This is a genomic window from Microbacterium sp. Root53 (assembly GCF_001426925.1).
In the GTDB taxonomy this organism is placed as follows: domain Bacteria; phylum Actinomycetota; class Actinomycetes; order Actinomycetales; family Microbacteriaceae; genus Microbacterium.
Window position 1 is genome coordinate 417383 of sequence record NZ_LMFR01000012.1, and the last position, 24536, is coordinate 441918.

Genomic DNA, 24536 nt, shown 5'->3' on the forward strand with positions numbered 1-24536 from the left:
CGGCGCCGGGTCCCCGCCGACCGGCGGCGGGCATACGGACCCATGTTATCCGTCCGTGACCTATGCGTCGTCTGGGCGCGCGCCCCCGGTTTCGGCCCCGGTGATATGCCGGAAGCGCAGGGGCTTTACAATCACTCCACCGGCTTCTCCACGCCGGTCGCACCGCTGCCGCTCTCGAGCGCTCCCGGCGCTTCGCCGGCCCTCATCCGAGCGGCCGCCGGCCCCACGGGGCCGACGACTCGATCATTCCTGAACAGAGGTGACCGATGACGCCGCTCAGTCCTCCCCCGGCTGCCGCCGCCCCGTCCGCGGACGCATCCGCCCCCCGCCCCCTGACGACGGACACGCGGCTCTTCGCCGGCGTGCCCCATCTCATCGAGGACGCGACACCCGCCGAGGCCGAGGCGCGCGACCTCCTCGCGCTCGCGGAGCTGCTGGAGTCGGCCGGCCTCGAGCCCTGGCTGCTGCGGCGCTCGAGCGGGCGCCCCGCGCTCGCCCTGCCCGCGGAGACGCGCGAGGCCGCGTTCGCCGCGCTGGACGCGGCCGCAGAGACCGCCCCGTGGACCGCCGCCCGGCGCGAGAAGAGCACCGTCCGCCCGCTCACCGCCGGGGCGGCGCGCGCGTTCGGCGGCGGGGACGTCGCCATCCTCTTCCGGCCCCGCACCACCGCGTCCGGCACCCTGCGCTACGGCGCGGAGCGCGGCATCCGGCTCGAGTTCTGGCGGCGCGAGGGCCGCCTGCTGCAGGCCCCGCGGCCGAACGCGCTGACCCGCCGCACGGTCGCGATCGACGACCTCGGCCTCGAGACCGTGCGCCGCTTCGGGCGCGACTGGCGCACGATCGAGGGCATGTGGGATCCGCTCCCCAACGAGTTCACGGGCGAGGTCGACATCGTCTTCTCGTGGGTGGACGGCTCGTCCAACGAGTTCCAGCGCGAGCGCGCGAAGCGCATGAACGCGTACGTCGTCGGCGACGGCGACGACCACGCGGCGCGCTACCGCCAGGTCGACGAGCTGCGATACGCCCTGCGCAGCGTGCACATGTTCGCGCCGTGGATCCGCACCATCTGGATCGCGACCGACAGCCCCGCCCCGTGGTGGCTGCGCGACGACCCGCGCGTGCGGATCGTCCGGAGCGAGGAGTTCTTCGCCGACCCCTCGGTGCTCCCCACCCACAACTCGCACGCGGTAGAGGCGCAGCTGCACCGCATCCCGGGCATCGCCGAGCACTTCCTCTACTCGAACGACGACATGTTCTTCGGCCGCCCCGTGCGACCCGAGCTGTTCTTCACGGCCGCGGGGATCACGCAGTTCGTCGAGGCCGAGGTCCGCATCGGCGTGGGCGGGGCCGACCCCTCGCGCAGCGGTCACGACAACGCCGCGCGCGTGAACCGCGAGGTGCTGCGCCGCCGCTTCGGCCGCGTCATCACGCGCGACCTGCAGCACTGCGCGACGCCCCACCGGCGCAGCGTGATGTTCGAGCTGGAGCGGGAGTTCCCCGAGGAGTTCGCCCGCACGGCGGCCGCCCGGTTCCGCAGCGCGACCGACGTGTCGGTCACGAACTCGCTTTACCACTACTACGCGCTGATGACGGGCCGGGCCCTGCCGACCACGGCGCCGCGGACCGAGTACATCCAGACCACGCTGCAGGAGTCGCTGCACCGGATGGAGCGGCTGCTCGCGCGCCGCGACGCCGACATGTTCTGCCTCAACGACGGCAGCGTGCCGGAGCTGCCGGAGGAGCTGCGGGAGCGCGCGGTGCGCGACATGCTCGACGCGTACTTCCCGGTCGCCGCGCCGTGGGAGCGGATCTCTCCCGACGAGGACTGATCAGCCGACGACGGGGATGGGCGACGTCGGCGGCGCGATGCCGTCGACGCGCGCCCGGGCCGCGGAATCCGGGATCACGACGCCCGCGTCGGCCAGACGGCGGCGCGTCTCGTCGGCCGTGGTGATCTCGGCCGGCGGGGCGGCCGTGAGCGGCACGACCGAGTGCACCACGGTCTCGTCGTACACGTGAACGAGGTTGTACGACTGGGCGGCGTCGCGCGGGCGCATGCCCCCGTCGGCGATGCCCGGGTCCTGCGTGTAGCAGGTGGCGGATGCGACCGATACGGGGATGCCCGCGAAGGTCGCCGAGGTCGAGAAGTGCACGTGGCCGGCCAGGATGGAGCGCACGTCGCTGCCCCGCAGCACGTCGGCCAGGCGCTGCTGGTCCCGCAGCTCCACGAGCGTCGCGAGGTCCAGGACGCACGGCACGGGCGGGTGGTGCATCGCCAGGATCGTGCCGTGCGGCGCGGGCACCGCGAGCTCGAGCGCCAGCCAGTCCAGCTGCGCGTCGGTGATCTCGCCGTGGTGCTGCCCCGGGACCGACGTGTCCAGCACGATGACGCGCAGGCCGTCGAGGTCGTGCACGGCGTCGACGGGCGCGTCGCCCGGCTCGCCCAGCAGCTCCCGCCGGAAGACGTCGCGGGAGTCGTGGTTGCCCATCACCCAGATCACGCGCGCGCCCAGTCTCTCGGCCGCCGGCCGGACGATCTCGCGCAGCCGCGCGTATGCGTCGGGCTCGCCGAGGTCGGCGAGGTCCCCCGTGAAGACGAGCGCATCCGGCCGGCCCCCGGCCGCGACCAGGTCGGTCAGCATGCGCTCCACGTGGGCGGCCGCGTCGATCCCGAAGACCCCTCCCTGGGCCCTCAGGTGCGTGTCGCTCAGGTGGACGAGCAGGTGACTCGGGCGTGCGTACTCTGCGATCCGGACGTCGGGCGTGTCGGACATGGCCGCGATGCTACTCCGCCCGCGGCGGCCCGCCGTCAACACACGCTGAACGCGAGGTGAAGCGCCGGTGCACGGACCGTTCCGCGCTCCGTCAGGCGGGAGGGCAGGCGAGGAACATCGACGACGCGGCGTTCACCCGGATCGTCGCGATCCCACCATGCGGCGAGTGCGCGTCAGGCGGGAAGTACTCGAACCAGATCGACGTGCCGCTCCCGTCGGCATCGACGCGCACATAGCCGCGAGGGCCGTACTCGTTGTCCCATTCGCCCACCTCCGCGTCGGGGTACGCCGCCCGCAGCTCGTCCGGCGTGCTGGCGGGGGTGATGCCGGCCTTCGTGCCCACGCTCGTCAGCGGTGAGGAGTCGTCCGCATAGGAGTCCCGCGCGGTGATCTCGCGCACCTGGTCGATGGCGGGGTCGCGCCACACGTAGATCCCGCTCATGTCCGACGGGGTCAGCGCCGGAAGACACGCGTTCGGCGCCGTGTTCCATCCGAGCTCCTGTGCGATCCGCACCGCCTCGCTCCAGGCCATCCCGACCGCGAACGGCCCGAAGCCGTCCTCGTCGATGGTCCAGCCGGTCCAATCGCCCTCCGCCGCGCCTGCGCCGGCTTCGCCGGCGGTGCACATGCCCACCACGTCGTCGGAGGCGGAGATCGGCGTCGGGGTGCGGTCCGCCGGGATGACGCGGAGGTACTGGACGGTCTCGACCTCGGCACCCCAGTAGGAGGCGTCCGTGCCCGCGACCTCGACGATCAGCTGCCCGGGGTCGCCCGCAACGACGAACAGCGTCGAGAGCCCGCCGTCGATCCGAGATGCGGACGGGTAGGCGGACTGCACGTCGGCCAGCGATGCGCCGACGCGGATGCCCTCTGGCGTGCGGATGGCCGACGACACGACGTCGATCCGCTGCACGGCGCCGTCGGTCGCGATCGCGAAGGCGGGCCCGCCGCCGCCGCCGTAGTCGCCGTCCGCCGCGTGGTACGCATCGTTCGTGCGCCAGTACGGGTGGGCGCACCCCTCGGTCGTCTCGGTGACCATCTCGAGCCCCGGGCCCGAGACCGGCTGCCCGAGCGCGAGCGGACCGAGCCCCGCCGGCGAGATGACCAGGTCCTCCAGCGCGGGCGCGCCGGCCTGCGGCTCCTCCGACGCCGCGGGCGCCTCCTCAACCGGCGTGGCGCTGATCGTGGTGCGAACGGTCCAGTCGTCGCCGCCCGGGATCTGGTCGGCGAACGCGCCGGGGTCGCCGCCGAAGGAGCGCTCCTCCGTGAGGCTCACGAGTGCGGTCGCATGGTCGATCACGAGACTCTCGCGCAGCACCGTGCCGCCGTCCTCCTGCTCGACATCGACGCGCCCGATCAGCCCTTCGGCGTCGCGTTCGACATCTGCGCCGGGCACCCGCACGATCGCTCCGAGCATGGCGTCAGCGAGGTCGTAGGGCATCTGGTTCAGCGCGAGCGCCTCGGCCATGACGCCGAGCCAGGGGCGTTCGAACGTGTCGGCGCGGCTCTGGTACCACTCGAGCAGCGCCTCGGGGTCACGCGGCAGCTCGTCCCACACGCCGTGGCCCCCGTCGACGAGGACCAGCGGGATGTAGGACCCGTCGGGCCCCTGCGCGGCATCGCCGGTGCGGATGTCCTCCCACGCGGCCCTGTGCTCGACGCCCGGCGCCTGGAGGTCGCGCTCGCGGCACTGCTGGAGCGCCGGAGCGGGATCGATCTGCTCGCCGAACACGTCGACGAGTCGGCAGTCGTCGCCGTACCGCCACACCCACTCGGCGTCGCCGCGCGGGTCGCTCGGGACGTACAGGGACACGGCAGCCTCCGTCACGACGGCAGCCTCGGCGTCCGCCCACGACATCGCCATGGCGCCCGTGTCGACGTCCCACGGCGTCGTGTACTCGACCACGCGATCCAGCCGGAAGTACGGCGCGTCCCCGAGCGGGGGCGGCGGCGTCGGGTCCGGCTTGGTCGTCTGTACCGGACCGGTCGACCGCTCGTCGGGGGCGAGCTCGCGGAACAGCGCCACGCCGCCCACGGCCGCGGCGCCCACGGCGACCACGGCCGCTGCGGCGAGCGCGATCTCGGCGACGCGACGGCCGCGGGTGCGGCGGGGCTCGAGGTCGGTGACGGGCGCGATGCCCTCGGTGCGGCGCGCGTCGCGGTCGGGCCGCGACAGCGGAAGGTGCGCGGGGGCGTCGGCGATCTCCGCAAGCAGGCGGTCGCGGGCGGGGGCGAGGTCCTCCCGGGTGGGGGGCGGGACGTCGCGCCCGAGATCACGCACGAACGTGAGCGCGTCCATCGTTCTCCTCCTGGTCCTGGTCGCCGGTGATCGGGTCCTCCATGCGGAGCTTCCGGCGGATCCTGTTCAGCCGCGACCACACGGTGCCGACGGGCACTCCCAGGGCGGTCGCGATCTGCTCGGTCGTGAGGTCGCCCCACGCGGCGAGCAGCAGCGTGTCGCGGTCGTCGTCCGACAGCCGGCGGATGCGGGGCACGAGCGCCCGCAGCCGCGACGACGCGTCGGCGCGCTCAGAGGCGGCCTCGATGTCGCTCACGGCCGTCTCGACGGCCACGCGCGCCGACGCCTGCAGCACGCGCCAGCGCTTGGCCTCGGCGGCCCGCGACCTGTGGGCGAGGCGGGTCGCGATGCCGAAGAGCCACGGGAGCGCCGACTCGTGCGAGAAGTCGAAGTCGGCCCGCCGGCGGAACGCGACGAGGAACGTCTCACTCAGCACGTCGTCGCCGGCGTCCGCACCGACGAGCCGGCGCGCGTAGTGCCCGACAGCGACGGCGTGCCGGTCGAACAGCGCGGCGAACTCCTGCGGTCGCGCGAGCGACAGCCGGACGATCTCGGCATCGGTGGTCACGTGAGGTATTGCCCGTCCATGCGAATCCCCTTCACGCTCGCGATGATCCTCCGTCCCGGGCGTGTCGGGGGGCCGGGCGACGCGCCGCGATCGCATCGTTGCGCGCCGTGCTTTCCCGGTATGCATATTCTCGGACGGGGCCCGACGGCCCGGAAGGAGCATCGGATGAGCGTGCGACAGAGCCTGCTGGCGATCCTGGACCAGGGCGCCTGCTACGGCTACCAGCTGCGCGCCGAGTTCGAGCGCCGCACCGGCTCGACCTCCCCGCTCAACGTCGGCCAGATCTACAACACGCTCGAGCGCCTCGAGCGCGACGGGCTGGTCGCGCGGGGCGAGGCGGACGAGCACGGGCACGTGTACTGGCGGATCACGGACACCGGGCGCATCGAGGCGCGCGACTGGCTGGACTCCCCCGTGCTGCGGGCGCCCGGCGCGCGCGACGAGCTGGCGATCAAGCTCGCGCTCGCGGCCACGCTGCCGGGCGTCGACGTCGGCGTGCTGATCCGGCGCCAGCGGCAGGCGACGCTCGCCCACCTGCGGCGCCTGCGCGAGCCCCGGCCGGCCCCGCGGTCCGGCCCCGAGGAGCTCGCGGGCTCGCTCGTCGTGGACCACCTCGCGTTCCAGGCCGAGGCCGAGCTGCGCTGGCTCGATCACGTCGAGGAGCGCCTGGCCGCGCACCCCGACCACGCGATCGGCCTGGAGCTGGCGACCGAGCGCCCCAAGCGCGGTCGCCCCGCGAAGGCGCCGCTCGCCGTCGCCTGAGCCGGGGACCCCTCCCCGGGCCCGGTTCTCGTGCGATCGCGCGGCCGGATGCCAGGATGAGCTCAGGGGCGTCTCCCGAGCGCGACCGATCGAGGGGGAGAACATGAGCGAGCCGACTTCGCCGCACGAGCCGACGTCCACGCCGCGACACGCGGACGCCGCGCCGACCGCTGCGGCCCCGACGGACCGGGTGCCGGCGGACCGACGGCCGGTCGCCGCGTCCGCGCCGACCGCACCCGAGAAGCCGCGGAAGCGCATCGACTGGAAGCGCGTGGGCATCCTGACGGCCGTCGCCCTCGTGACGCTCGGCATCCTGTTCGTGATCGTCTACAACTTCGCGCCCGTGTGGTGGGCGCGGATCATCGGCGACTTCGCGCAGGAGGACTTCGGCCGGTCGATGCTCGTCGGGCTGATCGTGGGGTTCTGCTTCACGCTCGTGCCGCTCATGATGCTCCTGCTGCTGATGTACCGCTCCCCCGTGTGGGTCAAGGTCGTGATCGTGGTCCTGGCGGTGTTCCTGGCGGCGCCCAACCTGCTCACGCTCTGGATCGAGCTGGGCGCGTCGGGGGCGACGCACGCGGCGGACCGCATCCTGGACACGGAGGCCTTCTCGTTCGGCGGCGCCAGCATCTGGGGCGGCGTGATCGGCGGCATCGCGTTCCTGTTCTGGGCCTGGCTGTTCGTGTCGCGCCGCTTCACGAAGCGCCGGCTCGCGAACCTGAAGTCCGAGGCGTCGGAGCAGAGCCGACCCGTCTGATGGGCCGCCGCCCGCCCCGGACGCGCCGACCGTAGGATCGGACCATGGCGGGATTCTGGGGCAGGCGCAGGCGCGAGGACGAGGCGGCACGGCAGGCGCAGGACGACGACCTGGCGCGACGCGCGCGGGCCGCGCTGGTCGCCGCCGACGAGCGCATCCGCACGACGTCCGACGAGGTCGAGTTCGCCCTCGCCGAGCTCGGCGAGACGGCCACGAAGCCGCTGCGGGAGGGTCTCGAGGCCGTGCGCACGCACATGGCCGAGGCGTTCCACCTGCACCAGCTCAACCACGACGAGATCCCCGACACGGCCGAGGAGCTGCGCACCCGCAACGCGCGGATCGTGCAGCTGTGCGACTGGGCCGAGGACGTGCTCGACGAGCGCACCGAGGCGCTGCGGGAGAAGATCGCTCTCGTGCGCCAGGCGCCCAAGATCATCGACGGGATCCGATCGGACGTCGAGCGCCTGCGCGCCCGGCTGCCGCAGGCGCGCGAGACCGTGGACCGGCTCGCCGGGCGCTACAGCCAGGCGGCGCTGCATCGCGTCGCGGCGAACCCGTCGGAGGCCGAGCAGCTGCTGGACTTCGCGCTGCACAGCGCCGACGTGTCGGTGCGCCGCCGCGAGGCCCGCAGGCCCGAGGAGGCGAACGTGGCCCTCGAGACGGCGACGGAGGCCGTGCGCCGCGCCGGGGCCATCCTGGACGCCGTCGAGGACTTCGAGATCGAGGCGCTGCGGGCGCAGTCGACCCTGGCGGACGTGATCGCGGATTCGCGCGAGGACATCGTCGCCGCGCGCCCCTTCACGCAGAGCGGCGTGCCGCACGCCGCCGAGGTGTCCGCGGCCGTCGCCCGCCTCGAGGCGGCGCTCGCGGCGCTCCCGGGGCCCGGGACGCCCAGCGACCCGTTCGAGGATCTCGCCACGCTGCGCGAGGCCAACGCCGCCCTGGACGCGGCCGTGGACAAGGCGCGCGAGCGCGCCTCCCGACCGGTGCCCCCGCTCGACCACGTGCGGCACGCGGTCGAGGCCGCCGACCACGCGATCGCGGTCGCGCGCAGCGTGATCGACGGGCACCGCGGCTGGATCGGCGCGGACGCGCGCACGCGGCTCGTGGAGGCGCAGCGCCTGCGTCCCGAGATCGACCCGCTCGTGGTCCCCGAGGACACGCGCGAGCAGGCGCTGGTCCTCGCCCGGCGCGTGCAGCAGCTGGCCGGCGAGGCCCTGCAGGCCGCGCAGCGCGACATCGACTCGGGGCGGCCGGACGGCGACGACTGGGGCGGCTACGGCGGGTTCGGCGGCGGACGCCGCCGCCCGCGCTCCGGCTTCGGCGGGGGCGGCGACCTGCTGGGCCCCGTGCTCGGCGGCGTCCTGCTCGGCGGCCTGATGGGCGACATGTTCGACTGAGGCCGACGCGATGAGGGCCCGGTCCGCAGACCGAGCCCTCATCGTCCCCTCCCTGGGTCCGTGCGCCTACGAGGCGAGCGCCTCCTCCTCCGGCGGCGCGGTCGCGGTGAGCGAGATCACGCCGTAGTCCCAGCCGCGGCGGCGGTACACGACGCTCGGGTGGTCGGTGCGCGCATCGATGAACAGGAAGAAGTCGTGGCCGACCAGCTCCATGCGGTCCACGGCCTCCTCGACCGTCATCCACTCGGGCTCGAAGGTCTTGGTGCGGATGACGACCGGGTTGTAGTCCTCCTCGTCCTCCCCCTCCTCGACGACCGGCACCTCGCCCGTCGTGACGGCGCGGATGACGTCGGCCGGGGCCGGCTGGACGTCGATCCCCTCGAGCGCTCCCGAGCCCTTCTCGTAGTGGGCGCCGCGCGGGTGCAGGCGGCCCGCCACGCGCTTGTCCTTGGCGCGGCGCAGCTGCTCGGCGAGCTTGTCGAGCGCGATGTCGAGGGCGGCGAACTTGTCCCCCGCGCAGGCCTCGGCGCGGACGACCGGGCCCTTGCCGACGACCGTCAGCTCGACCACGTCGTCCTCCAGGCGGCCGTTGCGGTGGGCCTGGTGGGTGACCTTGACTTCGAGACGGAGCGCGCGCGGCGCGAGACCGGCGATCCTCGCGATCTTCTCTTCGACCACGGTTCGGAAGCGCTCGGTGATCCCGACGCCGACTCCGGAGATGTGCGTTTCCATCGTGCCTCCCTGTCCGGTCCGCCCGGTCACCGGCACCTGTCCGGTAGCGCGGACCTCGGTCGATCCCCGAGGCGCACCTCGGGTCTGTGATGCCCTACCGTAGACCCCCTTCGGGCAAGTGTCACGCACTATTTGCCGACAGGCCCGATCCCATTCACCGGGATGTGTCAGGGGAATCCGGAAGCCGCCGCGCGCGGGTCCGGACGCCCGTGAGCGGCGTGGCGGCGACCACGGCCGCGCCGATCACCCGGGCCCCGGCCGCCTCCAACGCGCGCCGCGCCTCCTGGAGAGTCGCACCGGTCGTGACGACGTCGTCGACGAGCACGACGTCGAGCCCCGCGGTGCCCTCGCGGGCGCGCATGCTCCCCGCCACGTTGCTCGCCCGATCAGCGCGGCCGAGGATCCGCTGGTCCCGCGTGGCCCGCGCGACCCGCAGCAGGCGCGCGGTCCGCACGCCCGCGCGGCGAGCCAGCAGCTCGGGGACGCGATAGCCGCGCCGCCGCATGGCCGCCGCCGAGGTCGGCACGGGCACCGCGAGCACCGGCGAGGCGGCCGATGCGACCGCCTCGCGCAGCGCCTCGCGCAGCGCCGGGGCGAGGGCCCGCGCGGCGTCGGAGCGGCCGCGCTCCTTGAGCGCTCGCACCGCGCTCGCGCACGGCCCGTCGAACGCCAGCCCCGCCCATACCGTCAGCCCCGCCAGCTCCCTGCTCCGGGGCGCCGGCCGCAGCTGGTCGGCGCACGGCGGGCACAGTGCGATCCCGCCGGTGCCGCACCCGGCACACGAGACCGGCAGGAGCAGCGTGAGGGCCCCCGCGAGCGCGTCGCGGAGGCCCGGCGGGAGCCGCTCCCGGAAGCCGTCCATGACTCGAGGATGTCCGGCGCGGAGCGCGCCGGATGAGCCCCCCTGTCCGGTTCGGAGAGCCGCCGGCGAGGTCGCGCTGGGGACGAGCGGTCAGCCCGTGCGCGGCGGCGTGCCCATCTGAGTGGCGAGCACCTGGACATCGGCCCCGGTCTGCTGCCACGACGAGCCCCGACGCATGTACATCACTCCCTCCTCCGTCAGCAGCCGCACGGAGGAGTCCTGCGTCCCGAAGGCGATCGACGCGGTGCCGGCCGGCGCGTCGGACACCTCGGCGGGGCCGCCGATCTGCTGTTCGACCACGCGCCAGGTTTCGCCGTCGCTCGTGACCACGCCGATGCGCGCGTCCTCGATCCAGGCGACCGCGACCCCCGCCTGCGCGAGCTCGGTGACCCGCATGGCGGGGCCGAGCCCGGCGGGGTTGCCCGAGCGGTCCCGACGCACGCTGGCCACGACCGCGAGGTGCTGGCCGCCCGTGGTGACGAGCGCCGCGATCCGCGACCCGTCGCGCGACATGGCCCAGGCGCGCACGGCGTCGGCCTCGGGCCACGCCCCCTCGATCGCGAAGGGCTCCAGGTCGGCGTTCCACGCGGTCACCTCGCCGGGGCTGCGGCCCACGACCGTCCAGACGTACCCGAACGGGTCGATGAGGGGCTCGATCTGGCCGCCGCGTTCGTCGACCGTGTCGACGTTGCCGTCGGAGGTCACGCGCGACACCAGGCCGGTGCCGAGCTTGACCGCCGCGACCTGCTGGTCCGGCGAGACCGAGATCGCCTCGATGTCGGCGGGGATGTCGAGCAGGGTGGGGCTCAGTCCGTCGATGGGGGTGAGCTCGGATCCCGACAGGAAGCCGAACTCGTCCTCGCGCAGCACGAGGGCGCGGGAGTCCGGCCGCGTCTGCGACACGGGCACGGGCTCGACATCGACGGGCCGCGTGTCGCTGCCGGTCGTGAGCCGCACGCTCTGCACGCCCGTGTTCGCCAGACTCGCGTCGAGCTGCGCGAGCATCCGTCCGAGGGCCGTGGCGTCGGCGCCGGCGGCCACCGAGTTCAGCTCGACGTGCGCCACCTGATCGGTGTCGACGGGCACGGCGTCGGTCTGCAGGTCGATGTCCTGCGCGAAGGCGCTGGCCACCGAGCCCGCGAGCCACGGGCTGGGCGCGCCGTCCACGAGCTCCCGGACGATGGACGTCGCGGTGTTGCCGCTGGTCGGGAACCACCGGACATCCGGCACCAGGAAGCTCCACGTCGGGTCGAAGTACGCCAGCGGGTGCGGGTTGAACACCACGGGGAAGTTCTGGCGGTCGAGCACGATGCCGTCGGGCGCCTCGACGATGCGCCACTCGCCGTCCTCGCGCTGCGCCACGCGGAACTGCAGGTCGACCGAGCCGGATGCCGACGTCGTGTATGTGCCGTGCTCGTCCACGGTCGCGGTGGGCGCGACCGTCAGGGTCACGAGACCGGTCTCCTCGTCCACCTGGGTGCGCCGCGCGTCGGCGGCATCGACCGTGACGCCCGCCTCGGGCCGCCAGGTCGCCGCGAGGTCCCTCGAGAGGAACAGCCGCGCGGTCTCCCATCCGTCGACCGGCGAGAGCGCGGCCTCGATGAAGCCCGTCACGATCTGCTCGGGCGTGGCGCCCGCCGTCGGCGCGAGCGGGAAGAACTGGGTGTCGGGCTCCTCCGGCGCCGCCCCGGGGACCAGGCCCGCGGTCACCTCGCCCGACGTCGGCAGGCCCGTGCATCCCGTCAGCGCCACGGCGAGCGCGAGCAGCAGGAGCCGCGCGCGCCCCCGGCGCGTGGTGTTCCGCCCGGTCATGACCGCTCCCCTCCGTCGTCCTGGGGCCCGTCGTGGGACCCGCCGCCCGGCTCGTCGCCGTGGCGCCGCGCCTCCGGCGCGCCCCGCTCCGCCACGCCGTCGAGCTCGCGCAGGTCGCGCAGCTGCCCGACGTCGTCGAGCTCCTCCACCTCGGAGGGATCGAGCGTCAGGATCGGCTGGGTCGCTCCGAGCGCCGCCGACAGAGACTCCTCCGACGGCTCCAGCGGGACGGGCGACGGACCGTCCAGGCGGCCGTCGCGCCGCGGCAGCGTCAGCACGAAGTTCGTGCCGGCGCCCAGCTGCGACCACACCTCGAGCGTGCCGCCGTGCAGCTTGGCGTCGCCGAGCGCGATCGACAGCCCGAGGCCCGTGCCGCCGAGCGTGCGCTTGCGCGACGGATCCGCGCGCCAGAACCGGTCGAACACGCGCTCGGCGTCGGCGGCCGACATGCCCATGCCGTAGTCCCGCACGCCCACGGCGACCGCGTGCGGATTGCTGTCCACCGTGACCACGATGGGGCGTCCCTCGCCGTGCTCGATCGCGTTGCCCAGCAGGTTCCGCAGGATGCGCCGCACGCGGCGCGGATCCATGTCCACGGGCGAGTAACCGCCGGGGGCCACGAATCGCAGCTCGGTGCCGTGCTGCTCGGCCACCTGCCGCATGGACTCGAGCACGTCCTCCGCGAGGTGCGCGAGGCTGGTGGCCTCGAGCTCCAGCTGGACGGAGCCCGCGTCGTACCGGCTGATCTCGAGCAGGTCGGTGAGCAGCCCCTCGAACCGCGCGACCTGCGCGTGCAGGAGCTCCGCGGCGCGCGCGGTGGCCTGGTCGAACTCGCCCCGGCGGTCGTGGATGATCGAGGCCGCCAGGCGGATGGTCGTCAGGGGCGTGCGCAGCTCGTGCGAGACGTCGGACACGAAGCGCTGCTGCACGAGCGACAGGTCCGCCAGCTCCTGGATCTGCGATTCGATGCTGTCCGCCATGGCGTTGAACGAGCGGCCGAGCGTGGCGAGCTCGTCTTCGCCGTGCACGGGGATCCGCACCTTGAGGTCTCCCGCCGCGAGTCGCGCGCTCGTGGCGGAGGCCTCCACGATGGGGATGGACAGCGCGCGCATCACGAGCCACAGGATCGCGACGACGATCAGCACCATCGCAACGCCCGACCCCCACAGCGTGCGCTGGACGAACTCGAGGGTCTCGGCCTCCTCCGCGAGGTCGTACGCCATGTACAGCTCGTACGCCCCGACGCCGGGAACGCGCAGCTGCTGGCCGACGAGGATGCCCGCGAGCACGTCGCCCTCGGCGTCCTGCAGACCGATCGACTGCCACCACTGGCGCTCGTCCCCGTTCTCGCGCACCAGCTCGCGCAGCCCGGGCGAGACGGCCTCGGCCGCCAGACCCCCCAGTCCGAAGTCGGGCGGCGCGAGCGGCACGGGCTCGTCCTCGATGCGGAAGCCGGCGATCAGGTCCGTGGTCGCGAGCCGCGCGATGTCGTCGATCGTGGCGCTCCACAGCTGCTGCATCTGGGCGCGGCTGGTCGCCAGCTCCGACGCGTCGAGCGTCGCCTGGGCGTCCTGCACGGCGCGCTGCGCATCGCTGAGCACCTCGTCGCGCCGGTTCTGGAACAGGTCGTTCTGGATCGCCAGCGCCATCCAGAGACACGCGACCGTGATCGTGATGGCGGTCAGCGCCGTCGTGATGAGGATCGTGCGGAACTGCAGGGAGCGCGTCCAGAGCTGCAGCAGCCGGGCGGGCCAGGTGCGCGGCGAACGCCACGCGAACAGCGCCGGTGCCGCTGCGCCCGGCATGACTAGGACGCGGCGGCGCCGGTGACGGCGCCGGCGCGGTAGCCGACGCCCCGCACCGTGGTGACGATCTTGGGGTTGTCGGGGTCGAGCTCGATCTTGGCGCGCAGGCGCTGCACGTGCACGTTCACGAGCCGGGTGTCGGCCTTGTAGTGGTAGCCCCACACCTGCTCGAGCAGCTCCTCGCGCGAGAACACCTGCTGCGGCTTGGACGCCAGCGCCACGAGCAGCTCGAACTCGAGCGGGGTCAGGGCGATCGCGGTCTGGCCGCGGCGCACCTCGTGCGCGGCCACGTCGACGGTCAGGTCGCCGATCCGCAGGATGGCGCTGGACGCCTCGGGCGCCGGGCGCAGGCGCGTGCGGATGCGCGCGACCAGCTCCTTGGGATTGAACGGCTTGACGATGTAGTCGTCGGCTCCGGCCTCGAGCCCGTTGACCACGTCGGCGGTGTCGGCGCGCGCGGTCAGCATGATGATCGGCACGCCCGACTCGGCACGGATCTCGGTGCAGATCTCGATGCCGTCCTTGCCGGGCAGCATCAGGTCGAGCAGCACGAGGTCCGGACGCTCCTGCCGCCACATGTCGACGGCGAGCTCGCCGTCGGCGCAGAACAGCGTCTCGAAGCCCTCCGTGCGCAGCACGATGCCGATCATCTCGGCGAGGGCGGTGTCATCGTCGACGACCAGGATGCGGGCGGTCATGGAGTGCGAAGATCCTTTGCTCGAATCCGCGACTGAAAACGGATCCCTGGCCGCGGAAGGTCAGGGACCCGATCAGCCTAGACGACGACCCCTGTTCTGTAACGTTTGACGCGGGAGTGGCTGCTGCGACTCCCCTGCCAGCAGCGCCGGGCGGACGAGTGCCGCCGGGCGGCGTCGAGGAGGAACACGTGACCAGCACGCCCGGGTGGACGCCGGCCCCGCGGGCCGGGCTCGTGCCCCTGTATCCGTACGGGTTCGGCACGGCGCTGGGTCGCTCGTTCACGGCCCTGCGCGGCAATCCCAAGGTGCTGCTCGGCTTCGCCGTGGGCGTGCAGGCGGCCGCCTCGCTGATCGGGCTCGCCGTCATCGGCGGCGTCGCGGCGCTCACGTTCGGCCGTCTCGACACCGTCGCGCCCTCGTCCGAGGACTTCGAGGCGATCTTCGCCGGGTCGACCGCCATCACGGTGGTCGTGACGATCCTGACCTCGCTCGCCCTGAGCGCCGTCAGCGTGATCGTGCAGGGCGTGGTCGTGGCGGAGGTCTCCCGCGCCGTCGTCGGGGAGCGCGCCACGCTGCGCCAGCTCTGGGCCGTCGTGCGCCCCGCGTTCTGGCGCCTCGCCGGCTGGTTCGCGCTGCAGCTGCTCGCCGGGGCGGTCATCGCGCTCGTCGTCGCGGTGCCCATGGTCGCGGGGGCGGCCACCGAGCAGTGGGGCCTCATGATGCTCGCGATCCCGCTGCTGCTGGCGCTGTTCCCGCTGTGGGCGTGGCTCGGCACGAAGCTGTATCTGGTCCCGTCCGCGATCGTCCTCGAGGCGGTCGGCCCGATCACGGGCATCCGGCGCTCCTGGGTCCTGACGCGCGGGCGCTTCTGGCCCACGTTCGGCGTCATGATCCTGATCAATCTCCTGGTCGGGGTCGCCTCGAGCGTCGTCGGCTTCCCGCTGCAGATCGCGTCGTCCTTCCTGCCGGCGATCGTGATGCCGTTCGGCGCGAGCGCGGCCGATCCCGGCCCCGCGATCGGCATCGCTGTCGCGGTCGCCGTCGTGAGCGCCGCGCTCCAGGTGCTCGTGTCGGCGATCGGCACGATCGTGGTCGCGACGGGCGGCGCGCTCATGTACGTCGACGCCCGGATGCGGCGTGAGGGGCTCGACCTGCGGCTGCAGGCGTACATCGAGCAGCGCGAGCTGGGCGCGACCGCGCTCCCGGACCCCTGGGCCTACGACCCGTCGCACGTGGCGCCGCCGCGCGCGACCTATCATCCGGGCGCGTACCCGCCCGGGCAGCCATACCCGCCGCAGCAGCACCCGCCGACGCAGGGGTACCCGGCAGCGCAGCACCCGCCGGCGCAGGGGTACCCGCCGGCGGCGTATCCGCCGGCGCAGCCGCACCCGCCGGCCGCGTATCCGCCCGTGCAGGGGAATCCGCCGGCCGCGCCCGGGCCGGCCTGGCCGGCGCCGCCTCCGCCGCCCGGGGCGGGAGGCTCGTGACGGCGCTCGCGGCTCCCATGCCCGGCGGTCTGGATCCCGACCGCGACGAGGCGCGCGAGTGGGCCGAGCGTGAGCTGGCGGATCCCGCGTACGACGCGGCGGAGCCGACGCTCATCGACCGCATCGCGCGGACGATCGCCGACTTCTTCACCGACCTGCTGACGCCGCGCGGCGACCTCGAGTGGAGCCCGGTGCTCGCTGTCGCGGCGGTCGTGCTCGCGATCGGGCTCGTGGTGGCCGCCGTCCTGATCTGGGGCCGTCCGCGCCTGGCGCACCGCACCGCCGAGCGCTCCGCGCTGCTGTTCGGCGAGGCGGAGTCCCGGTCGGCGGCCGAGCTGCGCGCGGCCGCGGCCTCGCATGCTGCCGCGGGCGAATGGGATGCCGCGGTCGTCGTCCGCTTCCGCGCACTGGCCCGAGGCCTCGAGGAGCGCGGGGTCCTCGAGGCGCCGCCCGGCACGACCGCGCAGGGACTGGCGCGGCGCGCCGTCCCGGCGTTCCCGCCTGAGGAGGCCGCGCTGCACGACGCCGCGCGCGCCTTCGACGACGTGCGCTACCTGCGGCGGCCCGGCACCGCGGAGCTGTACGCCGCCGTGGCCGCGCTCGACGAGCGGCTGGCCCGCACCGTGCCGACCCGCGAGGCGGTCGGCGCGTGACCGCGGTCGACCGGACCGCAGGCGCCGACCCCTTCGCGGCCGAGATCGGCGAGCGACGCACGCGGGCGCGGTCCGCGCTCGGCTGGGTCCTGATCGGGGTCGCGGTGGTGCTGATCGGCGCCGTCGTCACGCTCCTGAGCTCGGACGGCTGGAGGGAGCGCGAGCCGCTCGATCCCGAAGGGGCCGGTCCCGACGGCGCGCGCGCCATCGTCTCCATCCTGCGCGAGCAGGGCGTCGAGGTCGTCGAGGCCGACCGGCGCGGCCAGGCGCTCGCCGCGCTCGAGACGCCGGGGACCACGCTGGTGATCACCGACCCCTGGTACCTGTCCGACGACACGATCCTCGCGCTCGCGGACGCCGCGGACGACACCGTCGTCCTGGACCCGAGCGCCGAGACCGCGGCTCTGCTCGCTCCCGGCGCGGAGCACTCCGGCTTCGGCGACGGGCCGGTCGAGCCGGCCTGCGCGCTGCCCGCCGCCGAGCGCGCGGGCGCCATCCTGCCGGGTCGCGGCTTCACCGCCCCGAGCGGTGTGACGGGCTGCTACCCGGTCGGCGACGGGCACGCGCTCCTGCGCAGCGAGCGGCCGTCACCGGTCACGCTGATCGACGGCACCGAGCTCTTCGACAACGCGCACCTCGCCGCGGAGGGCAACGCCGCGCTCGGGCTGGGCCTGATCGGCACGCACGACCGGGTCGTCTGGTTCGTCCCGTCGCTCGCCGACGCCGACGACGGCGAGGCCGCACCTCAGCTGGGCGACCTGGTCCCGCCCTGGCTCACGCCCGCCATCGTGCTTCTGCTGGTCGCGGGCCTCGCCGCGGCGGTCTGGCGCGGGCGGCGGTTCGGTCCGCTGGTCGCCGAGCGCCTGCCCGTGACCGTGCGGGGCAGCGAGACGCTCGAGGGGCGGGCACGGCTGTACGCGCGTGCCGCGGATCCCCCTCACGCCGCCGCCCTGCTGCGCGACGGGGCGACGGAGCGGATGGCGCGCCGCCTCGGCCTGGCCGCCACGGCGTCGCGCGCCGAGGTCGCCGACGCGGCCGCCGTCCGGGTCGGCGGGCGCGCCGCCGTGATCCGCGCGATCCTCGAGGACTCCCCCGCCACCGACGCCGACCTGGCCGAGTTCGGCACCCGGCTTCGCGATCTGGAGGACGCCGTCGAGGCGGCCGTCCGCACCACGTCCGGGCCTTCCGCCCGCTGACATCACCGAGAGGACAAGCATGGAGAACACCGCAGCCGCCGGCACGACCGTCGTCGACGCCGGATCCGCCGACGCGCTCCGCCAGGCGATGCACCGCGTGCGGCTGGAAGTCGGTAAGGCGGTCGTCGGGCAGGATGGCGCCGTGAGCGGCCTGCTGATCGCGCTGCTGGCGCGCGGCCACGTGCTGCTCGAGGGCGTCCCCGGCGTGGCCAAGACCCTGCTCGTGCGCACCTTCAGCCGCGCCCTGGGCCTGGACACCAAGCGGATCCAGTTCACCCCCGACCTCATGCCGGGGGACGTATCGGGATCGCTGATCTACGACGCCAAGGCGGGCGAGTTCGAGTTCCGCGAGGGCCCGGTCTTCACGAACATCGTGCTCGCCGACGAGATCAACCGCACGCCGCCGAAGACGCAGGCGGCGCTGCTCGAGGCGATGGAGGAGCGCCAGGTCTCGGCGGACGGCGTGACGCGCCCGCTGCCGGAGCCGTTCCTGGTGTGCGCCACACAGAACCCGATCGAGCACGAGGGCACGTACACGCTGCCCGAGGCGCAGCTCGACCGGTTCCTGATCAAGCTGCTGATCGACGTGCCGCCCCGGGAGTCGGAGGTGGCGGTGCTGCGCCGCCACGCCGACGGGTTCTCGCCGCGCGAGCTCGAGGGCGTCGCGGCCGTGGTGTCGCCCGACGAGATCCGCGCCGCCCAGCGGTCCGCCGCGGCCGTGACGGTCACGGACGACGTGCTGGGCTACGTCGTCGACCTGGCGCGCGCGACGCGGCAGAGTCCGTCCGTCCAGCTCGGCGCGAGCCCGCGCGCCGCGACCGCGCTGCTCGCGGCCGCCAAGGCATGGGCCTGGCTGGGCGGCTACCCCGCGATCACGCCGGATCACGTGCAGGCCATGCTCGTGCCGGTGTGGCGCCACCGCATCCGGCTGCGCCCCGACGCCGAGATCGAGGGCGTCACGGTCGACGCCGTGCTCGGTTCGGTGCTGCAGCAGACGCCCGTGCCGCTCTGAGCCGCGCCGCCGTGTACCTCACCGCTCTGGTCCCCTGGATCGTCGCCGCGGGCGTCCTGCCGCTCGTGCCGCTGACGGCGATGGGCGTGAACGCGTGGCTCGTGGTCGGCGCCTGGCTCGTGCTCTGCGTGGCGCTGGTGGCGGCGGATGTCGCGGCCGCGCCCGATCCGCGCGCGCTCTCGCTCGATCGATCGATGCCCGCGCGCGTGCGGCTCGGCGAGCCCGTGGAGGTGCGGCTGCGGCTCGCCAACCGCGGTGCCCGCCGCATCCGGGCCACCGTTCGCGACGCGTGGCAGCCGACGGCCGGCGCGCCGGCCGCGCGGCTGCGGTTCGACGTGCCGCCGCACGAGGCGCGCACGGCCCGCCTCCCGCTGCTCCCCCGGCGCCGCGGCGAGCTGCGGACCGAGTTCGCGATCATCCGGTCGGTGGGCCCGCTCGGGCTCGCGGGAGTGCAGAGGCGGATGGACGCGCCGGGCGCGATCCGGGTGCTGCCGCCGTTCCACGCGCGGCGGCACCTGCCGTCGCGCCTCGTGCGGCTGCGGGAGCTCGACGGCAACACGAGCGTTCAGGTGCGGGGCCGGGGCACGGAATTCGACTCGCTGCGGGAGTACGTGCGCGGCGACGACGTGCGCTCGATCGACTGGCGAGCCACGGCCCGTGCGAGCACCACGATGCTGCGCACCTGGCGCCCCGAACGCGACCGGCACGTCGTGATCGTGATCGACACGGGCCGCACCGCGGCCACGCGCGTCGGCGACGGCACGCGGCTCGACGCGGCGTTCGAGTCGGCGCTGCTGCTGGCGGCCCTGGCGGCGCGGGCGGGCGATCACGTGCATCTCGTGGCGTTCGACCGCGTCGTGCGCGCCCGCGTCACCGGGGTGGACGGCCCGGCGCTGCTGCCGGCGCTCGTGGACGCGCTCGCGCCCGTCGAGGCGCAGCTGATCGACACGGACTGGGACGGCGCATTCGCCCAGGCGCGCGCACTCGCCGTGCATCCGTCCCTGCTGGTCGTGCTGACCGCGCAGGAGGCGCCCGAGGCCGCACGCGGGTTCCTGGGCACCCTGCCGCAGACGGTGCGGGCCGGGACCGTGGTGCTGGTCGGCACCGCGACAGATGCAGACCTCGAGAGCACCGCCCGCGCCCGGGGATCCGTCGAGGACCTCTACCGGGCGGCGGCCGCCGAGGCGGCGCTGCGCACCGCGGGGCGCGTCGCGCGCGCCATCACGCGGGCCGGCGCCGAGGCCCTCGCCGCGCCCCCGGACGACCTGCCGCCGCGCATCGCAGACCGCTACCTGGCGCTCAAGGCCGCGGGCCGGCTCTGACCCGCGGGCCCGGAATGACGCGTTCGTGAAACCTTCGTCGCGTCGCTTGCCGCCCCCGATGACGCGCTGACAGCATGCGAGAAGACCGCCACACGAGAGGACGAGCATGACCGATCCGAACCCCGAGATCCCCGTCGAGCCCACAGAGCTCGCCCACACCCCGCCCGCCGACCCGACGCCCACCTCCAAGCTGGTGGCCGAGGCCTTCGGCACGCTGCTGCTCGTGTTCGGCGGCGTCGGCACGGCGGTCTTCGCCTCGAATCACTTCGCCGACACCCCGGCGGCCGTGTACACCGCGGTCGCGCTCGCGTTCGGCCTGACGGTCGTGGTGGGCGCGTACGCGTTCGGTCCGATCTCGGGCGGTCACTTCAACCCGGCGGTCACGCTCGGCCTGGCCGCGGCGGGCCGCTTCCCGTGGCGCGAGACCGGCGGCTACATCGTCGCGCAGGTGGTCGGCGGCGCGATCGCCACGACCCTCCTGGTGCTGATCGGCCTGTTCGGACCCGCCGACTGGCTCATCACGGCGCAGGACGCGGGCTTCGCGAGCAACGGCTGGGACAACCTGTCACCCGCCGGCTTCGGCCTTCCCGCCGCGATCATCGCGGAGGTCGTGCTCACCGGCCTGTTCCTGCTCATCATCCTCGGGGTGACCCACCCCACCCGCGGCACGCCTCTCGCGGGCCTGGCGATCGGCCTGTCGCTCGCGCTCATCCACTTCATCAGCATCCCGGTCGACAACACCTCGGTGAACCCCGCCCGCTCGATCGCCTCGGCGATCTACGGCGGCGGCGAGGCGCTCGCCCAGCTGTGGGTGTTCCTGGTGTTCCCGATCGTGGGCGCGCTGCTCGCCGGCTTCGCCTACAAGGCGCTGTTCGACTCCGTCCGCGCCTAGCGGCCGTTCCGGTGCCGTCCGGCCCTTCTCACCCGCGATATGGGCCGGACGGCACCGCTTCGCGGGGGCGCGGTCACGAGGCGAAACGACGGAGGGCCTCGAAGACGAGCGCGTGGTCGTCGGCCTGCGGCAGGCCGGACACCGTGACTACGCCGACGATCCCGACGCCGCGGACCCGGATCGGGAACGCGCCGCCGTGCGCCGCGTACTCCGACAGCGGCAGGTCGTGGATCTCGTTGAACGCGTCGCCGTGACGACGCCCGACCAGGTACGAGGACGCGCCGAAGCGATAGACCGTGCGGACCTTGCGCTCGATCCACGAGTCGTTGTCGGCGACGGCGCCCTCGCGCGCGGCGTGGAAGACCTGCTGCGTCCCCTTGCGGATGTCGATGGTCACCGGCAGCTCGCGCTCGGCGGCCAGCTCGACCAGCAGGCACCCGAGCTCCCACGCCTCCTCGTGCGTGAAGGACTCGAGCACGAGCTCGCGCTCCTCGGCCTCGAGCCGGGCGACCAGGGCGACGTCGATGTCGGTCATGGCACCAGCGTGCCATGACCCGCGCCCGCACCGTTCAGCCCGCGACGAGAGTCGGGGTGCCCGCCTCGTACTCGGTGAGGTCGCCGGTCTCGCCGGCCCGGGCCGCGCGGCGGCCGAGCACGAGCATCCAGAACAGCAGCACGCCGAGCGCGAGCGCCCCGATGCCGATCTTCAGCCACCACGGCCACGGCTGTCCGGTCACGAACCCCTCCACGGCGCCTGCGATCGCGAGCGCGAACACCAGGCCGATCGCCACCGTGGCGAGCGCGCGGCCCTCGGCGGCCAGCGCGGCGCCGCGCGTCCGCGGCCCGGGCGCGACCCACGCCCAGAACACGTGCAGGCCCGCGGCCGCCGCGACGAAGATGCACGTCAGCTCCAGCAGGCCGTGGGGCAGGATGTACAGGATCATCACGTCGAGCCGGTCGTAGGCGGTCATCACGGCCGCGGCCGTCCCGACGCCGACCGCGTTCTGCACCAGCACGTACAGCGGGAACAGCCCGGTCACGCCGAACAGGACGCACTGCGCCGCGATCCAGGCGTTGTTGGTCCACACCATCCCCGCGAACACGGCCGCGGGGTTCTCGGTGTAGTAGTCCGTGAACTCCTCCTCGGCGTACTGCTCGAGCTGCGCCTCGCTGCCCAGCGTCGCGACCACGGCGGGGTCGCCCGCGATCCACGCCGCGGACAGCGCGGCGGTCGCGAGGAACGCCAGCGCGATCGCGAGCGTGGTCCACCGCACGCGGTGGAGCGCCGCCGGGAGCTGATGCAGGAAGAACCGCGGCAGCTGCCGCAGGACGTTGTCGGATGCGCCGGTGAGCGCCAGCCGCGCACGCGCCAGCATCGTCGAGACGTGATCGCCCTGCGGAGTGCGGCCGGCCGACGTCTTGATGTCGGCGAGATCAGCCGAGGCCGCCTGGTAGCGGGCGACGAGCTCGTCGACCTCCTCGCCTGTCAGCCGGCGCCGCTGGGACAGCTCGTCGAGCCGCTCCCACTCCGCGCGTCGGGCGGCGGCGAGGGCGTCGAGATCCACCTGGTTTACTGTACGCATGTCGACTGGCGGCGTCACGGAACCGGCCGCCGCGCGGCATCCGCATCGCTCCTCGCGCGCCGTCGTGGTCGCGCACGACGAGGTGCTGACCGGCGAGGCGGTCGCGCTCGACGTCCAGCCGATCGGGCTCGTGCTGCGGGTCGCCGGCGCGGCCATCGATGTCGCCGTGACCGTGGTCGTCTACGTGCTGCTGGTGCTCGCGATGGCGGGTCTGCTGATGGCCGGCGTGCTGCCCGAGAACGTCGTGCAGATCCTGTCGATCGTGCTGCTCGTGCTGCTCGCCGTGGTGGTCCCGACCGCGGTCGAGACGGTCACGCGCGGACGCAGCCTGGGCAAGCTGGCCGTGGGCGGGCGGATCGTGCGGGCCGACGGCGGCGCGATCTCGTTCCGGCACGCGTTCATCCGGGCGATGGTCGGCGTGCTCGAGGTGTACATGACCCTCGGGGGCCTGGCGCTGCTCGTCGCGATCTTCACCCCGCGCTCGCAGCGGCTCGGCGACCTGGTCGCGGGGACCTACGCGGAGCGCACCCGCACGCCGAAGCTGGTCCCGCGCGAGATGCCGCTCCCGCCCGGACTCGAGGGCTGGGCGCGGATCGCCGACGTCGGGCGCCTGCCGGACCGGCTGGCGCGGCGCGTCGCGCAGTTCACGGCCGGTGCGGCGGCGATGCACCCCGCGGCCCGCGAGCGCCTGGCGCGCGAGCTGGCGGACCAGGTCGCGCCCCACGTCGCGCCTCTGCCCCCGGTCGATCCCGAGACGCTGCTTCGCGCGGTCGTGGCCGTGCGCCGCGAACGCGAGCTCCACGCGCTGCGCGCCCGCGCCGACCGCGTCGCCCACCTCTCCCGCTGACCCCGCCGGCGCCGGTGGAGGCTTCAACCGTTTCGACTCCTCGCTGGCGCTCGTCGCTCAACGACCACGGGTTGGGACTCCGGCTTCGACTCGCTACGCGCGGCTCAGCCCGTTTCGACTCCGCTTCGCTCCGCTCAACGACCGGCAGACACGGCCGACAGCGAGCAGCCTCACTTACCGTCGTGCGAGCGAGGCGAGCGTGGAGCGAAGCGACTCCCGCAGCGCGAAGCGCTGCCGAACGGAGCGTCAGCGACGTTCCTCGCTCGCAAGGGTGCCGCTTGCGGCCCCGCAGCGTGCGAGACGCTCCTGATCAGGAAGCGCGGAGCGTCTCGTGACGTACGACCACCCAGCCCTGCGGCACCGACAGCCGGTCGGTGTGGATCGCGCAGAGGTCGTGCGCATGGGGGTTGTTCGCCGCACCGAGCGGGCCGAGGGCGGCCATCTGGTCGGTGTAGTCGTAGGTCAGCGTGGTCACGGCCTCACGGGCGCAACCCACTTTCGAGCAGACTCTCTCACGCATCGAGCCCACTCTAGGCGCGGGCCGGGCGCGGCCCGGGATGCCTCGCCGGACGGCGTGCGGATCTGCGCTCGGCGGGGCGCTCGCCGGCCGCCGGATCGGTCCTAGGCTGAGGGCATGGCCATCTTCGGACGCGCGCGACGCCCGAGCCCTCGCGGGCGCGCGGCACGGCACGGTCGGCACGGCCGCGTGGGCCGCAGCCCGGTGGTGCGGCCGCCGCTCCCCCCGATCGACACGCGCGTGGAGCGCTTCGACGTCGCCGTCGGCGGCGCCGCCGAGTACCTCCGCGGGGCGTGGCCGGAGCTGCGAGACGTGAGCTTCGAGATCGGCCGCCTGCCGCGCGATGCGGACGCCGACGGCATCCCGCGCTGGAGCATCGACCGCGCGGCCCAGCGCATCGTGATGTACCGCGTGCCGATCGAGCGCCTGAACCGCCTGCACCGGGTGGACGACACGCACCGTCGCATGATGATCGAGGGCGAGGTGTTCCGCGCCGCGGCCGAGTACCTCGACCGGGACCCGTGGGACCTCGGCCCCGACCGCTTCCGCTTCTTCTGA

General features: G+C 74.2%; 23 protein-coding genes. 12 read left to right on the forward strand and 11 right to left on the reverse strand.

Annotation, left to right across the window (positions count from 1 at the left end):
* Positions 1-362 precede the first annotated feature (362 nt).
* The gene (locus tag ASD19_RS06850) at positions 363-1829 is read left to right on the forward strand and encodes a stealth conserved region 3 domain-containing protein (protein ID WP_235562987.1); all 1467 of its coding nucleotides are present in this window, start codon (positions 363-365) and stop codon (positions 1827-1829) included.
* On the opposite strand, the gene ASD19_RS06855 is transcribed toward ASD19_RS06850, so the two are convergent.
* The 3 genes from ASD19_RS06855 to ASD19_RS06865 form a co-directional block, all read right to left on the reverse strand.
* Entirely contained in the window at positions 1830-2774 is a 945-nt protein-coding gene (locus ASD19_RS06855; protein WP_055990176.1) for a phosphodiesterase, read from the reverse strand.
* Between the two features lie 91 nt (positions 2775-2865).
* Positions 2866-5073: a hypothetical protein gene (locus ASD19_RS06860; protein WP_055990179.1), complete on the reverse strand. Its 2208-nt coding sequence runs from the start codon at positions 5071-5073 to the stop codon at positions 2866-2868.
* A complete protein-coding gene (locus tag ASD19_RS06865; protein WP_055990182.1) occupies positions 5048-5641 on the reverse strand; it encodes an RNA polymerase sigma factor in 594 nt (197 codons plus the stop codon). The genes ASD19_RS06860 and ASD19_RS06865 overlap by 26 nt, the downstream gene beginning before the upstream one ends.
* Before the next feature lie 165 nt (positions 5642-5806).
* On the opposite strand from ASD19_RS06865, the gene ASD19_RS06870 reads away from it, so the two are divergent.
* From ASD19_RS06870 to ASD19_RS06880, 3 genes are all read left to right on the forward strand, one after another.
* Entirely contained in the window at positions 5807-6403 is a 597-nt protein-coding gene (locus ASD19_RS06870; protein WP_055990185.1) for a PadR family transcriptional regulator, read from the forward strand.
* Between the two features lie 103 nt (positions 6404-6506).
* On the forward strand, positions 6507-7160 hold the full coding sequence (locus ASD19_RS06875; protein ID WP_055990188.1) for a hypothetical protein: 654 nt from the start codon (positions 6507-6509) through the stop codon (positions 7158-7160).
* Positions 7161-7204: 44 nt separating this feature from the next.
* On the forward strand, positions 7205-8560 hold the full coding sequence (locus tag ASD19_RS06880) for a hypothetical protein (protein WP_055990191.1): 1356 nt from the start codon (positions 7205-7207) through the stop codon (positions 8558-8560).
* A 66-nt stretch (positions 8561-8626) separates the two neighbouring features.
* Here the strand turns inward: ASD19_RS06880 and hpf are convergent, their stop codons facing one another.
* From hpf to mtrA, 5 genes are all read right to left on the reverse strand, one after another.
* Positions 8627-9292 carry a ribosome hibernation-promoting factor, HPF/YfiA family gene (gene hpf, locus ASD19_RS06885; protein WP_055990194.1) on the reverse strand — a complete coding sequence of 222 codons (666 nt, stop codon included), beginning with the start codon at positions 9290-9292 and terminating at the stop codon, positions 8627-8629.
* Positions 9293-9446: 154 nt separating this feature from the next.
* A complete protein-coding gene (locus ASD19_RS06890) occupies positions 9447-10154 on the reverse strand; it encodes a ComF family protein (RefSeq protein WP_055990197.1) in 708 nt (235 codons plus the stop codon).
* A gap of 90 nt (positions 10155-10244) precedes the next feature.
* On the reverse strand, positions 10245-11966 hold the full coding sequence (locus tag ASD19_RS06895; protein ID WP_055990200.1) for a GerMN domain-containing protein: 1722 nt from the start codon (positions 11964-11966) through the stop codon (positions 10245-10247).
* On the reverse strand, positions 11963-13771 hold the full coding sequence (gene mtrB, locus ASD19_RS06900) for an MtrAB system histidine kinase MtrB (protein WP_082543030.1): 1809 nt from the start codon (positions 13769-13771) through the stop codon (positions 11963-11965). Before mtrB ends, ASD19_RS06895 begins: the two co-directional genes overlap by 4 nt.
* 2 nt (positions 13772-13773) lie before the next feature.
* A complete protein-coding gene (gene mtrA, locus ASD19_RS06905) occupies positions 13774-14469 on the reverse strand; it encodes an MtrAB system response regulator MtrA (RefSeq protein ID WP_055990203.1) in 696 nt (231 codons plus the stop codon).
* Between the two features lie 188 nt (positions 14470-14657).
* Between mtrA and ASD19_RS06910 the strand changes: the two genes are divergently transcribed.
* The 6 genes from ASD19_RS06910 to aqpZ all read left to right on the forward strand — a co-directional run bounded on the left by ASD19_RS06910 (position 14658) and on the right by aqpZ (position 21031).
* A complete protein-coding gene (locus ASD19_RS06910) occupies positions 14658-15956 on the forward strand; it encodes a hypothetical protein (protein ID WP_055990206.1) in 1299 nt (432 codons plus the stop codon).
* Complete coding sequence (locus ASD19_RS06915) at positions 15953-16609, forward strand: DUF4129 domain-containing protein (RefSeq protein WP_082543031.1); 657 nt, start codon at positions 15953-15955, stop codon at positions 16607-16609. The genes ASD19_RS06910 and ASD19_RS06915 overlap by 4 nt, the downstream gene beginning before the upstream one ends.
* Positions 16606-17805: a DUF4350 domain-containing protein gene (locus tag ASD19_RS06920; RefSeq protein WP_235562988.1), complete on the forward strand. Its 1200-nt coding sequence runs from the start codon at positions 16606-16608 to the stop codon at positions 17803-17805. Before ASD19_RS06915 ends, ASD19_RS06920 begins: the two co-directional genes overlap by 4 nt.
* A 19-nt stretch (positions 17806-17824) precedes the next feature.
* A complete protein-coding gene (locus tag ASD19_RS06925) occupies positions 17825-18817 on the forward strand; it encodes an AAA family ATPase (RefSeq protein ID WP_055990209.1) in 993 nt (330 codons plus the stop codon).
* Between the two features lie 11 nt (positions 18818-18828).
* On the forward strand, positions 18829-20139 hold the full coding sequence (locus ASD19_RS06930; RefSeq protein WP_055990212.1) for a DUF58 domain-containing protein: 1311 nt from the start codon (positions 18829-18831) through the stop codon (positions 20137-20139).
* 106 nt (positions 20140-20245) lie between these two features.
* Positions 20246-21031 carry an aquaporin Z gene (aqpZ, locus tag ASD19_RS06935; protein WP_082543032.1) on the forward strand — a complete coding sequence of 262 codons (786 nt, stop codon included), beginning with the start codon at positions 20246-20248 and terminating at the stop codon, positions 21029-21031.
* 73 nt (positions 21032-21104) lie between these two features.
* On the opposite strand, the gene ASD19_RS06940 is transcribed toward aqpZ, so the two are convergent.
* Both ASD19_RS06940 and ASD19_RS06945 read right to left on the reverse strand, forming a co-directional pair.
* Positions 21105-21566 carry a heme-degrading domain-containing protein gene (locus tag ASD19_RS06940; protein WP_055990215.1) on the reverse strand — a complete coding sequence of 154 codons (462 nt, stop codon included), beginning with the start codon at positions 21564-21566 and terminating at the stop codon, positions 21105-21107.
* A 34-nt stretch (positions 21567-21600) separates the two neighbouring features.
* Complete coding sequence (locus tag ASD19_RS06945) at positions 21601-22596, reverse strand: stage II sporulation protein M (protein WP_055990217.1); 996 nt, start codon at positions 22594-22596, stop codon at positions 21601-21603.
* Positions 22597-22612: 16 nt separating this feature from the next.
* Here ASD19_RS06945 and ASD19_RS06950 point away from each other — a divergent pair, with 16 nt between their 5' ends.
* Complete coding sequence (locus ASD19_RS06950) at positions 22613-23461, forward strand: RDD family protein (RefSeq protein WP_082543033.1); 849 nt, start codon at positions 22613-22615, stop codon at positions 23459-23461.
* Between the two features lie 310 nt (positions 23462-23771).
* Here ASD19_RS06950 and ASD19_RS06955 read toward each other — a convergent pair whose 3' ends face one another.
* Entirely contained in the window at positions 23772-23981 is a 210-nt protein-coding gene (locus ASD19_RS06955; protein WP_055990220.1) for a DUF3499 family protein, read from the reverse strand.
* A 204-nt stretch (positions 23982-24185) separates the two neighbouring features.
* Here ASD19_RS06955 and ASD19_RS06960 point away from each other — a divergent pair, with 204 nt between their 5' ends.
* Complete coding sequence (locus ASD19_RS06960; protein ID WP_055990654.1) at positions 24186-24536, forward strand: hypothetical protein; 351 nt, start codon at positions 24186-24188, stop codon at positions 24534-24536.

What these genes read in the sequence shown, in the direction of transcription:
- ASD19_RS06855 (WP_055990176.1), bottom strand. Translation starts at nt 2,774, where the DNA reads ATGTCCGACACGCCCGACGTCCGGATCGCAGAGTACGCACGCCCGAGT.
- ASD19_RS06860 (WP_055990179.1), bottom strand. Translation starts at nt 5,073, where the DNA reads ATGGACGCGCTCACGTTCGTGCGTGATCTCGGGCGCGACGTCCCGCCC.
- ASD19_RS06870 (WP_055990185.1), top strand. Translation starts at nt 5,807, where the DNA reads ATGAGCGTGCGACAGAGCCTGCTGGCGATCCTGGACCAGGGCGCCTGC.
- ASD19_RS06875 (WP_055990188.1), top strand. Translation starts at nt 6,507, where the DNA reads ATGAGCGAGCCGACTTCGCCGCACGAGCCGACGTCCACGCCGCGACAC.
- ASD19_RS06880 (WP_055990191.1), top strand. Translation starts at nt 7,205, where the DNA reads ATGGCGGGATTCTGGGGCAGGCGCAGGCGCGAGGACGAGGCGGCACGG.
- hpf (WP_055990194.1), bottom strand. Translation starts at nt 9,292, where the DNA reads ATGGAAACGCACATCTCCGGAGTCGGCGTCGGGATCACCGAGCGCTTC.
- ASD19_RS06890 (WP_055990197.1), bottom strand. Translation starts at nt 10,154, where the DNA reads ATGGACGGCTTCCGGGAGCGGCTCCCGCCGGGCCTCCGCGACGCGCTC.
- ASD19_RS06895 (WP_055990200.1), bottom strand. Translation starts at nt 11,966, where the DNA reads ATGACCGGGCGGAACACCACGCGCCGGGGGCGCGCGCGGCTCCTGCTG.
- mtrB (WP_082543030.1), bottom strand. Translation starts at nt 13,771, where the DNA reads ATGCCGGGCGCAGCGGCACCGGCGCTGTTCGCGTGGCGTTCGCCGCGC.
- mtrA (WP_055990203.1), bottom strand. Translation starts at nt 14,469, where the DNA reads ATGACCGCCCGCATCCTGGTCGTCGACGATGACACCGCCCTCGCCGAG.
- ASD19_RS06925 (WP_055990209.1), top strand. Translation starts at nt 17,825, where the DNA reads ATGGAGAACACCGCAGCCGCCGGCACGACCGTCGTCGACGCCGGATCC.
- aqpZ (WP_082543032.1), top strand. Translation starts at nt 20,246, where the DNA reads ATGACCGATCCGAACCCCGAGATCCCCGTCGAGCCCACAGAGCTCGCC.
- ASD19_RS06940 (WP_055990215.1), bottom strand. Translation starts at nt 21,566, where the DNA reads ATGACCGACATCGACGTCGCCCTGGTCGCCCGGCTCGAGGCCGAGGAG.
- ASD19_RS06950 (WP_082543033.1), top strand. Translation starts at nt 22,613, where the DNA reads ATGTCGACTGGCGGCGTCACGGAACCGGCCGCCGCGCGGCATCCGCAT.
- ASD19_RS06955 (WP_055990220.1), bottom strand. Translation starts at nt 23,981, where the DNA reads ATGCGTGAGAGAGTCTGCTCGAAAGTGGGTTGCGCCCGTGAGGCCGTG.